The following is an 18,188-nucleotide window of genomic DNA, read 5'->3' as shown; positions in this document are numbered from 1 at the left end:
GGTATTATAAACCAATAAATTTGTATTGAGGTAAAAATTATGAGTGAAAATAATAATGAATTAAGTGATATTGTTTTAAATAAAAACTCATCTTCTGGTTCTAGTAAGAAGATGATTTTAGCTATTGCTACGTTGGGTATTATACTTGTAGCTGTAGTTACAATTATGAAATCTTGTGGATCAGAGAGTGTAAGCAGTGCACCTCAAGCTGTAATACCACCACAACCACAAGCTCAAATTGCTACAACAGATACACTCAAAGATGATGAGTCTGATGAAGAACCACTTTTTGAAGAAGTTGAAGTAGTTCAAGATGGAAGTGTTGATGATGCTGATCTTGATAAAATTGCTCAAAAATTAAAAGAGGAATCAGCAGAAGAAACTCCTACAACACAAACAGAAAATGTAACTCCTACACCTAAAGTTGAAGAGGTAAAACCTGTTGTTAAACCTACAACAAAACCAGTGAAAAAAGTTGCACCTGTAAAAACAGCTACAACAGGTTCTTATTATATTCAAGTTGGTTCATTTACAAAATATGAACCAAATAAAAACTTTTTAGCTTCAATTACAAAACTTGGTTATAAATATAGATACCACAAAGTAACTGTGAATTCTCAGTCACTTAACAAAGTTTTAGTTGGACCTTTTACAACAGAGAAAGAAGCTAGAGATGCAAGACGTGAACTTCGTTCAAAAGTTGAACCAGGTGCATTTTTAGTAAAACTATAATAATTTCACAGGGTAGAAATTGATACACAATAAACAGTTTACATTAGACCAGCTAGCTCCCATAGCGGTCTATTCTAAAATAAAAAAACTTTTTTCAGATGAAATAACATATCTTTTTGAAAGTGCAAGTCAAAGTGAAGGGAATTATAGTTTTATCTGTATAGGCGCAAGAGAACGTCTGCAATATATTAACAATGAAACTATCTATACTGATACTGCTAGTGTTGTACATTCAAAAGATCAAAATCCATTTGACTTTTTAAAAGAGTACTATTCTAAAATCGATACAACTATTTATAAAGAGACTGCAAGAGAACTTGGCATTGGCTATGTTGATGGCTTTATAGGATACATTGGCTACGATATGGTGAAAGTTTTTGAACCAGTTTTGAAGCCGTATATGGATCATCTCAAAGATGAACTTGACACTCCTGATCTTGATCTTATCCTTCCGAAAATGATTCTTGTCTACTCTCATAAAAATAATAAAATCACTCTGCTTTCAACTCTACAAGAGTATGCTAATAGATTTGATGAATTAGAAAACTATCTTAAATCAACTTACGAATATAAACATCGTGTGCATAATGTAGGAGATGATCAAGGAAGTTTTGCACATACAAAAGAGCAATTTTTTGAGATGATTGCAAAATCAAAAGAGATGATCCGCTCTGGCGATGTTTTTCAGATCCTTATGACTAATCGTTTTACACGCAATATCAAAGTTGATCCATTTAGTTTTTACAGAATTTTACGTGCAAAAAACCCATCCCCATATATGTTTTTAATGGAATATGAGGGTTTTAGCATAGTTGGTTCATCGCCAGAAGTTATGGTAAGACTTGATGATGGCGAACTGCTTCTTCGCCCAATTGCTGGGACAAGAAAACGTGGTAAAACAAAAGAACGAGATAAAGAGCTTGAAGAGGAACTTCTAGCCGATCCAAAAGAGTTAGCAGAACACTTAATGCTCATCGATCTTGGACGTAATGATGTTGGTCGTGTAGCAAAAACTGGAAGTGTACAAGTTGAGAACATGATGCATATTGAGCGTTACTCTCACGTTATGCATATCGTTTCAGATGTAGTAGCCGAGCTTCAAGAAGATAAAGATATGTTTGATCTTTTCATGGCAACTTTTACAGCTGGAACAATGACTGGTGCACCTAAAATTCGTGCAATGGAACTTATTGCAGAGTTTGAAGGACTCAAACGTGGTTTTTATAGTGGAAGTATAGGTTACTTTGGTTTTGATGGTAATATGGATAGTGCAATCACAATTAGAACTGCCCTTGTAAAACCAGATAAAGTTGTACTTCAAGCTGGAGCTGGAGTTGTTGCTGACAGTATAGATGAGTTAGAGTATCTTGAAGTGGAAAACAAACTTGGAGCACTCATTCATTCTTTAGAAGATTTAGATAAAAAGTGATGCAACTTTTTTCAATTTTTGGCGATCCTGTTTCACACTCTCGTAGCCCTTTGATGCACAATAGTGTATTTAAAAACCTCAATTACAAAGCATGTTATACACGTACACATCTTCTTGAAGGTGAAAAACTCAAAGAGACTTTTTTTGCTCTTAAACTTAGTGGTGCGAACGTAACAGTTCCCCATAAAGAGGCAGCATTTAACGCTTGTGATGAAGTGCGTGGATTTGCACAAAAAGTAGGTGTAGTCAATACACTTATCAATGAAAATGGAAAACTCATTGGTTATAACACTGATGCTGATGGTTTTATGTTTAGTATTGAAGAGTTTAAAAATATCAAAAAAGTACTTATCATTGGTGCTGGTGGTACTGCAAAAGCACTTGCTCAAAGGTTTTTAGAGGAATCTCTTGATGTAAATGTTCTCAATCGTTCTGCTGGACGTCTTGAATTTTTTAATGAAATTGGATGCAATACTTTTACATGGGAAGATTTTCAAGTGCAACAATTTGATCTTGTTGTAAACACAACAAGTGCAGGATTGTCTGATAACAATCTACCAGCTCCGCAGAAAATGATTGAAAATATTTTAGAAAATACTTGCTATGTTGCAGATGCCATCTACGGAAAACTCACACCTTTTTTACAATTAGCCAAGCAAAAACAACTCCCGCATAAAGATGGAGCAGATATGCTACTTGGACAAGGGGTATTGGCAAATGAACTCTTTACAAACTACCAACTTAAAAAAGAAGATATAAAAGAGCAGATGGAAAAAAGTTTTCTTTATTGAGAAAAGCTAAATCCTATCGAAAATTTTGTCACATAATCTTCATAATCAATCATAGTCTCTGTATAACCTGTAAATACTTTAAAATAAAGATTTACTGACTCACCTACTGGATATGCATATGCTGCTTCAACTGCACCTTTTTTTGTTGCTAAATTTCCACGTGCATTTAAAGATAAGATTTGTCTGCCATAAAAGTATTTCATATTTATACTGGTATACCCAATATAATCCATCAAATCTGGATTATCAGATAAAGAGGTAACTGGTACCCAAGCTTTAAGTTCAGTATGTAAATCTCCTGTTTCAAAACCTATAATTGTGTAGAGTGTATCTAATCCTCTAGATATATTACCCACTGGTTCACCGTCAATTATTGTATTTGTTGTATCAGGATTTCCATTTGATTGATGTTCATAACCTATTTGTAATATTTTTAAAGATGGGATAGATTCTACATTTAAATCATATCTTGCAAATGCTTCTGGATTATATATATTTTCTCTAAATGGTTTTGAGTGTGTATATATTTGCCAAAAAGCATGTTGTGAATATGCTATATAATACTTTCCGCCTAAACCAAAAAGATCATTTTCAAGATTATATTTTATACTAAATTGAACTTCAACCTCTACATGTTTATACTCTGTATCTTTCAGATAAGAATGATACGTTTGTTCTGCATATGATACTGGACAAAAATAGTTAAGTTTATACGCTTCAAGATCAGAGCCACTTAACCAAGTTTCATGTTTTTGATCTGCTTGTGCAAACAACATAAGTGGTAACAACAAAAATAAAATATATCTCACTTTTTTAAACCTTTACCCTATCTTCTAATGCTCTTGTTAATGAGAGCAAATCTATATTTTCTAAACTGACACCTGTTGGTACACCTTGTGCAATTTTTGAGAAATGTAAATTATATTTACTTAATTTATCTTCAATATACAAAATCACTGCATCATTTGCAATCGATGGAGTAAGTGCAAAAAGCACCTCCTCTACCCCATTTCTAACTAATTCTTCAAGATGTGAAATACTTAACTCCTCTAAAGAGTCCAATACAAAATATTTTCCATCAAATAATCCATTTTCCTCTAAAAGTAAAATATCTTTCGCATTTTCAACCATACATAAAAGTGTTGAGTCCCTGTTTTCATCACTACATATATGACAAATCTCATCTTCACTCATACCACCACATACTCTGCATTTTTTTAAGCTTCCAAGTGCATCTTCTATAGCATGTGCTATTTTCATACCTGCGTAAGTATCATTCATAATCATAAAATAAGCAAGTCTTGTAGCAGATTTTTTTCCAATAGTAGGAAGTTCTTGCAAAGCATCAACTAAACGATTAAATTTATCTAATGAACTATTCATCTTCTACTTTACTTCCCTCTTTCGGTAAAAATACCCACATTTTCAGCGGAGCTTTGAGTTTTCCTGCCAACTCCTCAGCTTGAGCACCAAAACCAGTAAAAAAGTCGGCTCTTACACTCCCTCTTATTGCTCCACCAGTATCTTGTGCAAATACAATTTTACTAATTTTTTCATTATCTAAATCAGCATCCAAGTATATCATACTGCCTAACTTGGTATACCTGCGATCAACGGCTATAGAGCGTTTAGGTGTCAATTGCAATCCAAGTGCACCAAATGCTCCTTGCTCTTTTTTTCTAAAAAAAACCATTGAATCATTATAATTTAATACTTCATCAATTCTATTTGGATGTTTTTGTAACCACTCTTTAATACTCTGCATAGATATATCTTCTAAAGCTATCTCTTTTTTAGCAACTAAATAACGCCCTATTGATCTATATTTATACCCATTTTGATTATCGTATCCTATATACATCGTTGTGTTATCATCCAAATACACTTTTCCAGAGCCCTGCACTTCTAAAAAAAACTTGTCAATTTTTGAATCACAATAACAAAGAGCAGGTGCTTCAATATTGGATGCATCTTCTCTACTATAGTAAGGGATAAGTTTTCCATCTACTACACGTCCACGTAATCTGTAATGCTTTAACTCTGGATATATCTCACTCAAATTTACACTCACTAAATCAGGTGGTGTTTCGTAGATTGGGTATTTGTATATATCTGACTTTTGTAGTGATGCATGGATACTAGCTAAATAGTATCCTGTAAGTAGTCCTTCCTCTTGCGCATTTTTATTATTTATAAGTTGATAAGGTTGGAAATTTTCTAATATAAATGCTTTAGAATCATTTACATCTTCTACTTGTTGACATAATTTTGGATAAATTTTAAGTGTTTTTTTTGCTTGACAGTTGTTTTTAAAAAGTTTTACAACTTCATCGAAATTTTCACTTTCAAAATTTGATGGAAGCTCCTCAAAACTACTTTTTTTCATCACTTGAGTAGTTGTAGATGGCTTAGGTTCTGAACATCCAAAAAATAAAATTGCTACAAAAAATACAACGAAAACTTTTTTCATAAATCGGATTATATCAAAGTTATGCAACTTTAGTATCAATTTAACATTAGGAAAAAACGATATAATTCGCTCAAAACTTGAGATAGGAAGATAATGGAAGAGTTAAGCTATTATGAGATTTTAGAAGTTTCACAGACTGCAGATAAGGCAGAGATCAAAAAAGCTTATAGAAAAATGGCGAAAAAATATCATCCAGATAAAAATCCAGATGATAGTGAAGCAGAAAAAATGTTTAAGCTTTGTAATGAAGCATACCAATGTTTGAGTGATGAGCAACAAAGAGGTATTTATGATAGATATGGTAAAGAAGGACTTCAAGGTATGGGTGGTGGCTCACGCTCAAGTGGAGGATTTGACGATCTAGGTGCTATCTTTGAAGAGATGTTTAGTGGATTTGGCGGAGGTGGTCGCTCTCGCAGACAAAATCCAGCCGATAGAGAAAAATACCCACTGGATATGAATGTAGATATGCGCATAACTTTCCAAGAAGCTGTTTTTGGATGTGAAAAAGATATCGAGTATACATATAAAAATGCTTGTAGTGATTGTAATGGTACTGGTGCAAAAGATGGAAAACTCTCAACTTGTCCACATTGTGGTGGTCAAGGGCAAGTATTTATGAAGCAAGGTTTTATGACATTTTCTCAAACATGTCCACACTGTAACGGTACAGGTTCAGCAGCAAGTGAAAAATGTAACACTTGTAAAGGGGATGGATATAAAACTGTTAAAGAGAGTGTAACCATTAAAATTCCAAAAGGGATTGATACTGGAAACCGTTTGAGAGTTTCAGGTAAAGGTAATATTGGTAAAAAAGGTCACAGAGGTGATCTTTATGTTACTTTTAACGTTCAAAGCGATAAACATTTTATCCGTGATGACAATGATGTTTATATTGAGATTCCTGTCTTTTTTACCCAAGCGATCAAAGGAGATGTCCTAACGATCCCTTCATTAACAGGTGAGTTAGAGTTAAAACTTGAATATGGCACACGTGATAAACAACGTTATACTTTTAAAGGTGAAGGTATAGAAGATGTACACGGTCATGGAAAAGGGAACTTAATTGCAGTGGTAAATATCCAATATCCAAATAAATTAAGTGATGAACAGCTAGAATTACTAAATAAACTTCAAGAATCTTTCGGAGTTGAGTCAAAACCTCATGAAGGTGTACTAGATTCTGTTATAGATAAAATGAAAAGTTGGTTTAAATAAGGACAGTTCAGTGAATAAAGATCATCTCAAACGTAAACTTGCCTCTTTAGCTCTTTCTATGTTTAGAAAAGACTTCTTTGGAATATATCATGGTTCACTCTCAGCAAAAACAGAGTCTGGACGTTTTTTGATCAATACAAAAGAGGCTGTATTTGATAATTTAGATGAAAATTCACTTATAGAACTTTATTTTAAAAAAGATTACAGATGGCATCAAGCGAGTATTGATGCTGATATTCATCATAACATCTACTCAAAAATATCAGATGCCAAATTTATCTGTTTTTCAATGCCACAGTTTACTACTGCTTATTCGCTATATCACAACGTAATCTCTCCAAAAGATTATTTTGGTCATAAAGTGCTTGGTGATATTGAAATTTATGATCCTAAGCAATATGAAGATTGGTATGATCGGGCTAGAACTGAGATACCACATTATCTTCAATCACACAAAACAAACATCATGGTTATTCGTGGATACGGTGTATATGCCTACAATCGTGATATTCATGAGATGGCAAAAAAACTTGCCATTTTAGAGAAAAGTTGTAGATTACTAATGCTTGATACCAACAACACTATAGATGTAGATAACTAGAGCCTCTGTATCGCTTCATAAGCTACATCAAACATCTTATCACACTCTTGTTCATTAAGTATATACGGTGGCATAAAATAAACTACATGTCCAAGTGGACGAAGTAATACTCCATTTTTAAGCCCATATTCATACACTTTAAGCCCTATTCTCTCTTGTGGCGTGTACCCTTTTAGCTCAATTGCACATACCATCCCCGTTTGTCTTATACTTGCTACATTTTCCAAAGGTTCAAACTCTTGTAAACGTTGTGCCATCTGTTGTACTAAGAGTCTATTTTTCTCAATTATATTGTCATTTTCAAAAATATCAAGCGTTGCATTCGCAGCTGCACACGCTAAAGCATTGCCAGTATACGAGTGGGAATGTAAAAATGCTTTATACTCATTATAATCACAATAAAATTTCATATATATCTCATCAGATGTTAAAACAACTGAGAGTGGTAGGTATCCACCAGTTAAACCTTTTGAAAGCACCATAAAATCTGGCGAAATACCTGCTACATCACACCCAAACATCTCACCTGTTCTACCAAACCCCACCATCACTTCATCAGCAATGAGATGGATATCGTAGCGGTCACAAATAGAGCGAACAAGTACTAAAAACTCTGGATGATACATGTGCATATACCCTGCCCCTTGAATAAGTGGTTCTAAAATAATTGCACTAATCTCATCTGCTCTTTGTTTACACAACTCTTCAAACTTTTTTGCAGCAATTTGTGCAGCTTCAATCGACATATCTTGTGGAACTGGAGTTTGCACAGACTGAATTAAAAGTGGTCTGTACGTATCTTTATAAAGCTCGACATCCCCGACACTCAAAGCTCCTATAGTCTCTCCATGATAAGAGTTTGTAAGAGAAACAAAAAGGGGTTTATTTTTTCCATCATTTAAGTTTGCATGGTAACTCATTTTTAAAGCTACTTCAACAGCCGATGAGCCATTATCTGCATAGAAACATTTTTCTAACCTTTTTGGAGAAAGTTTTATTAATCTTTCTGAAAGTTTCACAACTTGCTCATGTGTAAATCCAGCGAGGATAACATGTTCTAATGTGTTTAACTGTTCTTTTATTTTATCGTTTATATATTGATTTGTATGTCCAAAAAGATTTACCCACCAAGAACTTACTGCATCTATATATTTGTTTCCTTCAAAATCTTCCAAATAAACACCATAAGCTTTTTTAATAGGTGTTAATGGCAGAACTTCATGATCTTTCATCTGTGTACATGGGTGCCATAGTACTTTTAAATCTCTGTTTTTTAATTGTTCATTTTTCATAGTAAAATTATATCGTTGTGTTCTTACTTTATCAAGTTTAAAGCTCTAATTACATAAAATATCGTGAATTACGATAAGAGGATAATATTTATATGATTACATGGATGCAAAGACATAAAAAATGGCTTATTATTACTATCTGGGTTTCAACAATTGCATTTGTTGGAGCAGGATTTGTTGGTTGGGGTCAATATAGTTACGGAGATAAAGCTGGAGCAGTTGCTAAAGTTGGTGAAGTTGAAATCTCTATGGGTGAATTACAAAAATCTTACTCTAACTTATATCAACAATATGCTCAAATGTTTCAAGGAAACTTTGATGAAGAAAAAGCAAAACAATTTGGATTACAAAAACAAGCTCTGCAACAACTAACTAATCAAGCACTTTTGATTAATCTTGCGAAGTCATACAATTTAGCTATTAGCGATCAAGAGCTATACGATCAACTCAAACAAGACAAAAACTTCTTTAAAAATGGTGTATTTGATAAAGAGACATATAAACAAGTTCTTTCACAAAGTAGACTTAGCATTACAGAGTATGAAAAAGAGTTAAAAAAACAACTCCTTATTCAAAAAACACTTGGACTACTTAAAGTTGAACCAAGTCAAAATGAATCAAAAATATTAGACACGCTACTTAGTATTGCAGATAAGATAGAGTATAAAGTTTTATCGTCTGAAGATATTACTATTGATGTAAAAGATGAAGAGTTACAAGCTTTTTGGCAAACGATGCAAAACAATTTTATGAATGAAGAGAGTTATGTTGTAAACTTCATAAAACAAGCACCTGTAACAAAAGAGTATAAAGATGCCGAGATTGTAGAGTATTATGAACAGAACAAAAACCATTTTAAAGGTCAAGATGGCAAAATCCTTGAACTTGACGCTGCAAAAGATGCCATTGTTGCTGAATTAAACGATGAAGCTACACATAAAGAAGCACTTCGTTCTTTCATTGATCTCAAAAATCAAAAACTTGACAAAAGTACTTTAACACCAGTGACAATCTCAAAACGTAAAAATCCTTTTAATGCTGAAGTTGTACAAAAACTCTCAGAAACTACAATGGTAAAACCATTTGTCAAACCTATCAAAGTAAAAGGTGATTATTATAGTTTTGAACTTGTACAACTTAATCCTGCGACACCAAAAACTTTTACTGAGGCAAAGTCTGAAGTTTTACCTTACTTCATAGATCAAAAGAAAAAAGAGAAAGTTTTAGAACTTGCTAACAATTCTGTTACAGTATTTAAAGGAAAAACATCTGACTTTTTAACTATTGAGTCTCAAACCCCAATTGGTTCACTTACTAGCGGTGAGAGTGTAGAGTTTGTACAACAACTTTTCATGTCAGATAAAAAACGTAGTTTTATAACTTTACAAAGTGGAAAAATTGTTCTTTACAACATTTTGGAACAAAAGTTGCTTGAAAAACCAAATAATGATCAAGCTAATGTGGTTGCTAGATTAAAGACAGGTATCTTTAGCGAAGGTTTGATAAAAACTTTACAAAATAGATACAAAACTGAGATATTTATGCAAGGACTCTAAATTGAGTAGAAGTGTTTTAGCCATTGACATTGGCTCGACAAAAATTTGTGCTATAACTGCAGATATAGCAAATGATAATTCTATAACTATCACAGGTGCAGGGACTACAAAAGCTCAAGGCTTAAAAAAAGGTAGCATTGTAAACATTGAACTCGCGGCAAGAAGCATTAAAACTGCTGTTGAAGATGCTAAACGTGTATCTGGTTCAACTGCTACAAATGCTATTGTTTCTATCTCTGGAGCATATACAAAAAGTTTAAACTCTAATGGAATTGTAAATATCCAATCAAAAGAGATTAGTTTTGATGAGATCAAGCGCGTTATGCATACATCTCTTTATAATGCAAATATTCCTAACGAATATGAAGTGCTTCACGCACTTCCATATAACTTTAAAGTGGACGATCAAGACTTTATAGAAGACCCACTTGGGATGAATGCATCTCGCCTAGAGGTTGAAACACACATTATCACTACACAAAAATCAAACCTTAACAATCTTAAAAAAGCTGTTCGTGGTGCTGGTGTAGAGGTTGAAAACATCGTACTTAACTCTTATGCTTCAGCCATTGCAGTGCTTAATGAAGATGAAAAAGAGTTAGGTGCTGCTGTAATTGATATGGGAGCAGAGACAAGTAATATTGCGATCTATTCCGGAAATGCAATCCGTTACAATGAGTACCTTGGTGTTGGGAGTAAACATGTTACAAGTGATCTTTCAATGGCACTACATACTCCACTTAATGCAGCAGATAAAGTAAAACTTGATTTTGGTTCACTACTTACTCCTAGCAATGATTTAATAGAATTGCCTATAATTGGTGATGAGCATACAACTCATGAGGTTTCTTTAGAGGTTGTACATAATGTTATTTTTGCAAGAGTTGAAGAAACATTGATGATCCTTGCTCAATTTATTGAAAACTCACGCCTAAAAGATCAAATAGGTGCTGGTGTAGTTCTCACTGGTGGTTTTTCAAAAATGGAAGGTGTTCGTGATTTAGCAATTGCTACTTTTGGTTCTGTACCTGTTCGTTTAGCAAAACCTATAGATGTAGATGGATTATTTGATGGCTTAATTGAACCAGAATACTCTAGTGCAATAGGACTTGTTATGTTCTCAGCTGCGCCTTATACACCGTATGAAATCGATGTAAATAAACGTGTAAGACACACTAATGAAGAACCAACTACTTCTGTTAATGTTGACTTTAACAGAACGATGAATGAAAGTGTTCCAGTAGCTGAACACAAGGAGGAAACAACGAAAATGGTCAACCTTGAGGAAGCGAAGGAGAAAAAGAGTGATGAAGCAAGTGCTGTTAGCAAATTTTGGAACTGGGCTACGCAGTTATTTTAAAGGAGTGAGATAATGGAACCATTTACAGTTGAAGAAGTACAAAACCCAAGCGGTGCAAGGATAATATCTGTTGGCGTCGGCGGCGGCGGCGGAAATATGATAGGACATATGCTAAACGAAGGTGTTGGTGGAATTGAGATGATGCTTGTAAACACTGATGCTCAGGTACTCAATGAAAAATCATCAGCTACAAAGATTCAAATAGGTGCAAACCTTACAAAAGGTCTGGGTGCTGGTATGAAACCAGAAGTTGGTCGTGATTCTGCACTTGAAAACTACGATGAGATTAGAAATGCCTTAGAGGGTGCTGACATTGTATTTATCTCTGCTGGTCTTGGTGGTGGTACTGGTACTGGAGCAGCTCCTGTTGTTGCACAAATTGCAAAAGAAGTAGGAGCACTGACTATCTCAGTTGTTACAAAACCTTTTAAATTTGAAGGGAAAAAGAGACTACAACTTGCAGAATCTGGTTTAAAAGAATTGAAAAAAGAGTGTGACTCTATCGTCGTTATTCCAAATGATAAACTTCTTTCAATTATTGATAAAAAACTTGGTTTAAAAGAAAGTTTTAAGATAGTTGATAGTGTACTTGCACAAGCAGTAAGTGGTACATCTGGTGTAATTCTTTCAAGTGGTGACAATGACATCAACCTTGACTTTGCTGACTTACAAACTGTTATGAGTCATACAGGTATGGCACTTATGGGTGTTGGTGAACATGAAGGTGAAAATGCAGCATATGAAGCGATCAAAGCAGCAATCGAATCACCTTTACTAGACAATATGTCAATTAACGGTGCAATGGGTGTACTAGTTCACTTTAAAATTCATCCAGATTTTTCATTTATTGAGATGTCTGAGGCTATGGAAGTTGTACATGAGAGTGCTCACGATGAAGCAGATGTAATCTGGGGAACTTCTACAGATGTAAATCTCCCTGAAAATTATGTAAAAATCACTATCGTTGCAACTGGTTTTGATAAAGAAGACAAATCAACAAACAATGCAGACTTTGAAAGTGAAGCACCAACAGCTCCAAGAGTAAAAATCACTCCTCGTATGGTTGTGGGTGGTGAACTTGATGGTGATTACCTCGATATCCCTGCATATATGAGAAAACAACAAGACTAAAGAACTTGAACTCCTTTGAAAAAATCATGAAGGCCAAATCACTCCTTGGCCTTCGTGAAAAATCCTCCCTTAAAGAAATAAAACAAAAATACAAACTCCTTATGAAAAAATGGCATCCTGATAAACATAAAGATGATGCAATTCAAGCGACAAAAATGAGTACACAAATAAATGAAGCGTATGAAACTATAATGCGTTACTGTGAAAACTTTGAGTATCCATTTGATGAAGAGAGTATCAAAAAAGCGACATATACACCACAAGAGTGGTGGCATGATAAGTTTGGACCTAATCGTTAGAGCCACACTCCATTTTTCATATAAAAACTCAGTGGAAAATAACTTACAAGTAAAACATAAGCAAAATCAAACCAGATAGAAAAAGAAAATCGCTTTTGCAACTCTTTTTCTTCATAATCTAAAAATGGAAGTGATAATCCATAAAAAGTTCCATAAAAAAGGAAAATATACAAAATATACCCAATATAACTATAATCTTTTTGTAACATACAAAATGGGCAATGATGTGTTGGAAGTTCATAGATATACGTTCCAAAAAATGCTATAAGTGATAAAAGTGAGATGATAAGAAAAGACAAGTTCAAAATGCTGTATATAATTTTTTTTCTTGAAAGATATGTAATAATTAAAAGGAAAAAATTCGTATAAAAAAGTATGCTCAAAAATTTTCCTTGAGCTAAAACCTCAGATATATATGTTGTATCAGTCACTGAAAAGATAGCACCACAACAATCAACAACGCTATTTATATCTATGCTAGAAAACATCACTATTTCGGTTACAATCTCAACTACAAGTAAAACAAAGGCAACAATAAACAAATAAAACTTCGTTTTAAAGTACCTTTGATCTTCATTTTTCATATCTTGGCTGTTCATGGTTATCCAAAAAGCAAAAAGGTACAGATTTATCATCTTTAGTATAAGCAGTGGCACACCAAACTGTGTTGCATTAACAACTCCAGCCGCGCACATAGCCCCAACTAAAATATCTGAAATTTTATCAAGCGTAAAAACAAAAAAAACAAATAGAGGAATTTTAATAAAAAATATAAACTTTATAATTGTAGAGGCAAGATAACTCTTCTTTTCTAACTCATACTGCAAAGCTGAATTTTGATTTCTATCATAGTTTCGTGCGATCTTAACACTCAAATAAAAAGCAATAGAGGCAAAAAATAAAAACAGAATATCTAAGATATAAATAGTGAGTAGTTCAGGAGTGAAACTCATGATACTATTTGTCCATTTTCGATCTCTACAATTTTATCAATAAAATCAAGTTCATAAAAGAGTGGATCGTGTGTAGCAATTATAATAGTTTTATTTTCATCTTTAAGCGCTTTTATCTGCTGTATAAACTCTAAAGAGAGCTTTTGGTCAAGGTTTGATGTTGGCTCATCTGCTAAGATGATTTTTGGATCGTTTACGATTGCTCTAGCGATTGCTACACGTTGTTGCTGCCCACCTGAAAGGTTTTGTGAGAGGTTTAGTTCATACTCTTTTAATTGATACATCTCAAGTAGTTTTTCTAAACGTTGTTGTAACTCTTCTTTTTCAGGGTTTAATGGACGAAGTGGTAATAAAATGTTATCTTTTACGCTCATATTTGGGATAAGGTTGTACTTTTGAAATATAAAGCCTACATTGTCACGACGGAATTCACTTGCAAAATGATCTGCTATTTTTGAAAGTTTTTTACCATCAACTATAACCTCTCCAGAGTTTGGTTTGAGTAGTGCTGAGATAAGAGATAAAATAGTCGTTTTTCCACTACCACTTACACCTTTTAATACAATGACTTCACCCTCTTTAAAGGTGATGTTTATATTTTGTAAAACAGCTTTTTGCCCGAAAAACTTTTCTATATTTATGAGTTGTATCATCGCATCACCTCATCAGCATCCATAGTTGCAATTTTCCATGATGGAATCAATATTGCCGCCATATAAATAGGTACACTTAGGAAAAAGACAAGTGCAAGTGGTTGGAGTTCCACACTTAAAGGAAGTTTGTCTATCTCGTTTACATGAATGATATTTAAAAATATATCTCGTAGGTACACTCCATCAAAAAAGTACAGATACATAAATGCTAAAGCAACCCCTAAACTATAGGAAAAAAATGACACTACAACTGCTTCATACATCTTAGTTTGTAAGATATCTTCGACTCTCCAACCTAATGCTTTAAGTATCCCAATCTCACGCTTTTCAGCACTTGTTACACCATTTGTTTTCTCAAAAATGATCATAAAAAATGTAAAGATTGCAATGATAAAAAGAGTGATAAATATCCCACTATCATAATCAAAAAGAGTACTTACTTTTGTTTGCTCATCTACTTTTGTGATAATCTTTGCATTTGGATAGAGTTGTTGTAGTTTTGAGACGACATTTGCCAATTCGTTTTGGTTGGAAAGATAGATAGCAATATCACTTACTTCATTATCTGCAAAGCCAAATATCTCTTTAGCGTCCTCTTTACTCATCACACACAACTCTCTTTTATCAATCAGATTAGATTCAAAACTCCCTGTAATTTTCATCGATTTTACTTTGAGTGATGGTTTTATAAAATTAAACTCTTTGAGATAGTAGTGTTTTGCAAAGTTTGCAGCTAATGGTGATGAAACTAGCATCATATTTGGTTTTAACTCATACTTTTGAAGTAAGTCATCAAAAAATGGGTCTTTTTGTATCTCAAAAAGATCAACTCCAACAATCTTAAATGTCTTGTTGCCTTGTTTATATTCATAACTTCCATATACTCTAGTTTGTACATCACTTACACCATAAATCTCATATATTTTATCTATATTTTCATCATTTATAGTTGTATATTTAAGTGCTTTTTGATTTTGTAGTACAATGTCTGGAAGTCGATTTGTCACATCTTGCACTTGTGCTTTTAAACTTGAATGAATTAAAAATAAAGAGCTGAGTAACATCACTAAAAGAGTGTAGATGATAGCTGTAAAAAGATTTTTTGAAAAAAATCGAAAAAGTGACTGTAATGCAAACGCAAACAGTTGAGGATTAAATCTAATCATCTAAACTATACACCTTACTTGCATCTATCTCATCAAATTTTAAAATCTCTTTACCTTTATGATCGAACATAAATTTTTTTGCCGAATCAAGTGTTTCAAAAGCTATAAGCTCATTACCCATCGGTCCATATACATCACTTCCTATAACAAAGTAAGATTTTTTTGCATCGAGTATCTTTTGTGTGTAATAATCTTGCACAAGTATATTTTTTATATCTTCTTGGTGTTCAAAATAGTACTTTAAAAGGTCCTTTATCCCATCAAAGAAGTAGGCTTTATCTTGGTACTCAATCTTTGCAGCCCAGGTAGGATACTTATAAACAAACATACCACAAACTGGACATTTATCATCTTTCGAGATATGAAACTTTTCAAAATGTTGGTGTTGTGCATCTGATCTTTTTACTTCCCAAAGATACAAACAGAGTGCTTCAAGATGTTGTGGACTTATCTCTCCACATAGAGCATTTTCTTGTATATCAGATTGGAGTTTTTCATAAGATGCATATTTTTCAAGTTCGATAGTTTGACATTTTTTCTCATAAATCTTTTTCCCCATTGGGTAGATTTTTTTCTCTTTGAGTGCAGTTGAGTAGTTTTGATGTGAAAAGAGTGCTGTTGTAAAAAGCAGTAATATAAAAGTTTTAAAAAATGACATTTCCCCTACCAATCTTCTCTAAAGTAGAGAGATTTTAGCGAAAGTAGTGTTAAATGTCTGTTAAAAGGAAGAGTGGTTATTTTTAAGTTTATATTTATAGCTTATTTTAGCGAATATAACTATAATGATTGATGGTAACCATATCCATAACATCTCATTTTGTAAAATTGCAATACCCCTGCTATTCAAAAATGCTTTTATACCAAATGGAGAAACTTGAATCGGTGTTTCCCAAAAAAAGTATCGACTATTTTCAAAAGGAGAGAGCAAAGCAATACCAAGACCTCCATTGGTAAAGGCATCAAGTATTCCATGTGTAGCAGTTACTACTGAAAAATACGATGCATAAAACAAGTAGTTTTTTGAGAGTAAACCCTCTTTTCTAAAAAATAGAGTTGCAACTATAAAACCGACTAAAATGGCAAAAAATATCGAATGAAAGAAACCTCGATGCCCAAAAAAATCTCCATAAGAGATTCCAAGTTTAAATGTCAAAACATCAAGATCGACAATCAAAGCACAGCATACAGAAAGTACCACAACACGTAAAGATGGCTTTTCTTTTGAAATAGCTAAACTTGATGATAATCCCACTACTGCATGTGTTATTGATGATGGCATAACATTTTCCTTAGATTTTTTAATTCCTCTTTGCATTTGTAGTGATGGGACCACAGCCCTTGTGCAAAAGACGGGCGAGGACTGAGCAGTTTATTTTTTAAAATTTATTTTTTATCAATAATATTTTTTCTTCTAGTTCTTCTAATTCATTTGCACATATATCATATATAGTTTCTGAATCAATGTCAACATAATGGTGAGATATAAAATCTCTTGTTTTTATGATTTGACTCCAATAATCTTTATCAGATATTTGTAATAGAAGTTCTGTTTCTCTTTTGTAGAGATTTCTAAGTGCTTCACCAATTGATTGAAGACGCATAGATATAGCATCTAATTTATCAAGTCCTTCATCAGAATAAATAATTACCAATCCCTTCAAATCTTCTATTTATAAAGCTAATACTTTTGAGTATAAAATCAACAAGTTCTAAAGTTGTAGCTTTATCCATAAATCACTTCTTTTTGAATACTATCAAATATAGCACCAGTACTATGCTTGTGCTTGTGCAATAAATCAATTTTTTTATTATATAACTCTTCAAGATATACCCATAAACCAGATATATTTCTAAAAGTTTTGTTTTTAAACTCTACATATATATCTATATCACTATTCTCTGTTTGAGTATCTTTGGCATAGCTACCAAATAAACCTATTTTATCAACTTCAAACTTGTCTTTGATATATTCTTTTTCTTGTGATAGTTTTTCTAAAATGTCATTTTTATTCATAACAGTCCCACCTAAAATAGCAATATTATACCAAATTATAATTTATGATCTATCGTCATTTGGCAACGCCGAAAGTAAATTTGGCACATTTTCAGCAATTAAATTGTGAAAAACTTTATAAAGTGTCGTATGTGAAGAGCGTTAAGCAAACGCAAATTTCTTTGCGTTTGTAGTGATGGAACCACAGCCCTTGTCTGAAAGACGGGCGAGGACTGAGCAGTTTATGATTTTTTGAATTATGAAAAAGGAAAGATATTTTTATTTGGTGGTTTGCACATTTTTATTTCTCTTTTTTTGTTTAGTTTATATTGACACTACAAAGCTGGAGCTTTGTAGCTAGAGAGAAAATTTGATCTATTTGTTATTAAAAAATAAAACCTTGTTTTTTTCTTTATCAACTTCAAATTTAAAATTAGAGTTTTTACTAATAGCACTTAGTAAATTTTTTTCATCTATTTCCAAATATTGAAAACTACCTTCAACTTTATTTGTATCAATATTATGAACTTCATGAATATTATAA

20 protein-coding genes are annotated in these 18,188 nt (G+C 33.0%); 9 read left to right on the top strand and 11 right to left on the bottom strand.

Annotation, left to right across the window (positions count from 1 at the left end; all coding sequences use genetic code 11):
* The first annotated feature begins 39 nt into the window (after nt 1–39).
* Genes ACQY56_RS10165 through ACQY56_RS10155 form a run of 3 tightly spaced genes read left to right on the top strand, consistent with a single transcriptional unit; the run spans nt 40 to nt 2,952 of the window.
* A complete protein-coding gene (locus ACQY56_RS10165; RefSeq protein WP_428739105.1) occupies nt 40–732 on the top strand; it encodes an SPOR domain-containing protein in 693 nt (230 codons plus the stop codon).
* A gap of 19 nt (nt 733–751) precedes the next feature.
* A complete protein-coding gene (locus ACQY56_RS10160) occupies nt 752–2,161 on the top strand; it encodes an anthranilate synthase component I family protein (RefSeq protein WP_428739104.1) in 1,410 nt (469 codons plus the stop codon).
* A complete protein-coding gene (locus ACQY56_RS10155; RefSeq protein WP_428739103.1) occupies nt 2,161–2,952 on the top strand; it encodes a shikimate dehydrogenase in 792 nt (263 codons plus the stop codon). Before ACQY56_RS10160 ends, ACQY56_RS10155 begins: the two co-directional genes overlap by 1 nt.
* On the opposite strand, the gene ACQY56_RS10150 is transcribed toward ACQY56_RS10155, so the two are convergent.
* Genes ACQY56_RS10150 through mltA form a run of 3 tightly spaced genes read right to left on the bottom strand, consistent with a single transcriptional unit; the run spans nt 2,946 to nt 5,422 of the window.
* Nucleotides 2,946–3,761, bottom strand: coding sequence for a phospholipase A (locus tag ACQY56_RS10150; protein WP_428739102.1), 816 nt, complete (start codon nt 3,759–3,761; stop codon nt 2,946–2,948). The two genes, ACQY56_RS10155 and ACQY56_RS10150, sit on opposite strands and share 7 nt — an antisense overlap.
* Nucleotides 3,762–3,765: 4 nt before the next feature.
* On the bottom strand, nt 3,766–4,335 hold the full coding sequence (gene recR, locus ACQY56_RS10145; protein WP_428739101.1) for a recombination mediator RecR: 570 nt from the start codon (nt 4,333–4,335) through the stop codon (nt 3,766–3,768).
* Complete coding sequence (gene mltA, locus ACQY56_RS10140; RefSeq protein ID WP_428739100.1) at nt 4,328–5,422, bottom strand: murein transglycosylase A; 1,095 nt, start codon at nt 5,420–5,422, stop codon at nt 4,328–4,330. Before mltA ends, recR begins: the two co-directional genes overlap by 8 nt.
* A 93-nt stretch (nt 5,423–5,515) precedes the next feature.
* Between mltA and dnaJ the strand changes: the two genes are divergently transcribed.
* Both dnaJ and ACQY56_RS10130 read left to right on the top strand, forming a co-directional pair.
* Nucleotides 5,516–6,640, top strand: coding sequence for a molecular chaperone DnaJ (dnaJ, locus tag ACQY56_RS10135; protein WP_428739099.1), 1,125 nt, complete (start codon nt 5,516–5,518; stop codon nt 6,638–6,640).
* Nucleotides 6,641–6,650: 10 nt separating this feature from the next.
* Nucleotides 6,651–7,241, top strand: a complete 591-nt coding sequence (locus ACQY56_RS10130; RefSeq protein ID WP_428739098.1) for a class II aldolase and adducin N-terminal domain-containing protein — start codon at nt 6,651–6,653, stop codon at nt 7,239–7,241.
* Here the strand turns inward: ACQY56_RS10130 and ACQY56_RS10125 are convergent.
* Nucleotides 7,238–8,533: an adenosylmethionine--8-amino-7-oxononanoate transaminase gene (locus tag ACQY56_RS10125; protein ID WP_428739097.1), complete on the bottom strand. Its 1,296-nt coding sequence runs from the start codon at nt 8,531–8,533 to the stop codon at nt 7,238–7,240. The two genes, ACQY56_RS10130 and ACQY56_RS10125, sit on opposite strands and share 4 nt — an antisense overlap.
* Nucleotides 8,534–8,637: 104 nt before the next feature.
* Here ACQY56_RS10125 and ACQY56_RS10120 point away from each other — a divergent pair, with 104 nt between their 5' ends.
* From ACQY56_RS10120 to ACQY56_RS10105, 4 genes are read left to right on the top strand one after another with little or no spacing between them, the layout of a single operon-like run.
* Complete coding sequence (locus tag ACQY56_RS10120; RefSeq protein WP_428739961.1) at nt 8,638–10,089, top strand: peptidylprolyl isomerase; 1,452 nt, start codon at nt 8,638–8,640, stop codon at nt 10,087–10,089.
* A 1-nt stretch (nt 10,090) separates the two neighbouring features.
* Entirely contained in the window at nt 10,091–11,449 is a 1,359-nt protein-coding gene (ftsA, locus tag ACQY56_RS10115) for a cell division protein FtsA (protein WP_428739095.1), read from the top strand.
* Nucleotides 11,450–11,461: 12 nt separating this feature from the next.
* A complete protein-coding gene (gene ftsZ / locus ACQY56_RS10110) occupies nt 11,462–12,580 on the top strand; it encodes a cell division protein FtsZ (RefSeq protein WP_428739094.1) in 1,119 nt (372 codons plus the stop codon).
* Between the two features lie 26 nt (nt 12,581–12,606).
* Nucleotides 12,607–12,879, top strand: coding sequence for a J domain-containing protein (locus tag ACQY56_RS10105; RefSeq protein WP_428739093.1), 273 nt, complete (start codon nt 12,607–12,609; stop codon nt 12,877–12,879).
* Here the strand turns inward: ACQY56_RS10105 and ACQY56_RS10100 are convergent.
* The 7 genes from ACQY56_RS10100 to ACQY56_RS10070 form a co-directional block, all read right to left on the bottom strand.
* Complete coding sequence (locus ACQY56_RS10100) at nt 12,876–13,832, bottom strand: hypothetical protein (RefSeq protein ID WP_428739092.1); 957 nt, start codon at nt 13,830–13,832, stop codon at nt 12,876–12,878. The two genes, ACQY56_RS10105 and ACQY56_RS10100, sit on opposite strands and share 4 nt — an antisense overlap.
* A complete protein-coding gene (locus ACQY56_RS10095; protein WP_428739091.1) occupies nt 13,829–14,485 on the bottom strand; it encodes an ABC transporter ATP-binding protein in 657 nt (218 codons plus the stop codon). Before ACQY56_RS10095 ends, ACQY56_RS10100 begins: the two co-directional genes overlap by 4 nt.
* The gene (locus ACQY56_RS10090) at nt 14,482–15,651 is read right to left on the bottom strand and encodes an ABC transporter permease (RefSeq protein WP_428739090.1); all 1,170 of its coding nucleotides are present in this window, start codon (nt 15,649–15,651) and stop codon (nt 14,482–14,484) included. The genes ACQY56_RS10095 and ACQY56_RS10090 overlap by 4 nt, the downstream gene beginning before the upstream one ends.
* The gene (locus tag ACQY56_RS10085; protein WP_428739089.1) at nt 15,644–16,309 is read right to left on the bottom strand and encodes a nitrous oxide reductase accessory protein NosL; all 666 of its coding nucleotides are present in this window, start codon (nt 16,307–16,309) and stop codon (nt 15,644–15,646) included. Before ACQY56_RS10085 ends, ACQY56_RS10090 begins: the two co-directional genes overlap by 8 nt.
* Nucleotides 16,310–16,369: 60 nt before the next feature.
* Nucleotides 16,370–16,930, bottom strand: coding sequence for a metal-dependent hydrolase (locus tag ACQY56_RS10080; protein ID WP_428739088.1), 561 nt, complete (start codon nt 16,928–16,930; stop codon nt 16,370–16,372).
* Nucleotides 16,931–17,027: 97 nt separating this feature from the next.
* Complete coding sequence (locus tag ACQY56_RS10075; protein ID WP_428743757.1) at nt 17,028–17,312, bottom strand: HepT-like ribonuclease domain-containing protein; 285 nt, start codon at nt 17,310–17,312, stop codon at nt 17,028–17,030.
* A 62-nt stretch (nt 17,313–17,374) separates the two neighbouring features.
* Nucleotides 17,375–17,665, bottom strand: a complete 291-nt coding sequence (locus ACQY56_RS10070; protein WP_428739086.1) for a nucleotidyltransferase family protein — start codon at nt 17,663–17,665, stop codon at nt 17,375–17,377.
* Nucleotides 17,666–18,188: the final 523 nt, after the last annotated feature.

The organism is Sulfurimonas sp., assembly GCF_050296975.1.
Taxonomy (GTDB): Bacteria; Campylobacterota; Campylobacteria; order Campylobacterales; family Sulfurimonadaceae; genus Sulfurimonas.
This window is presented reverse-complemented; position numbering and strand designations above follow the sequence as displayed.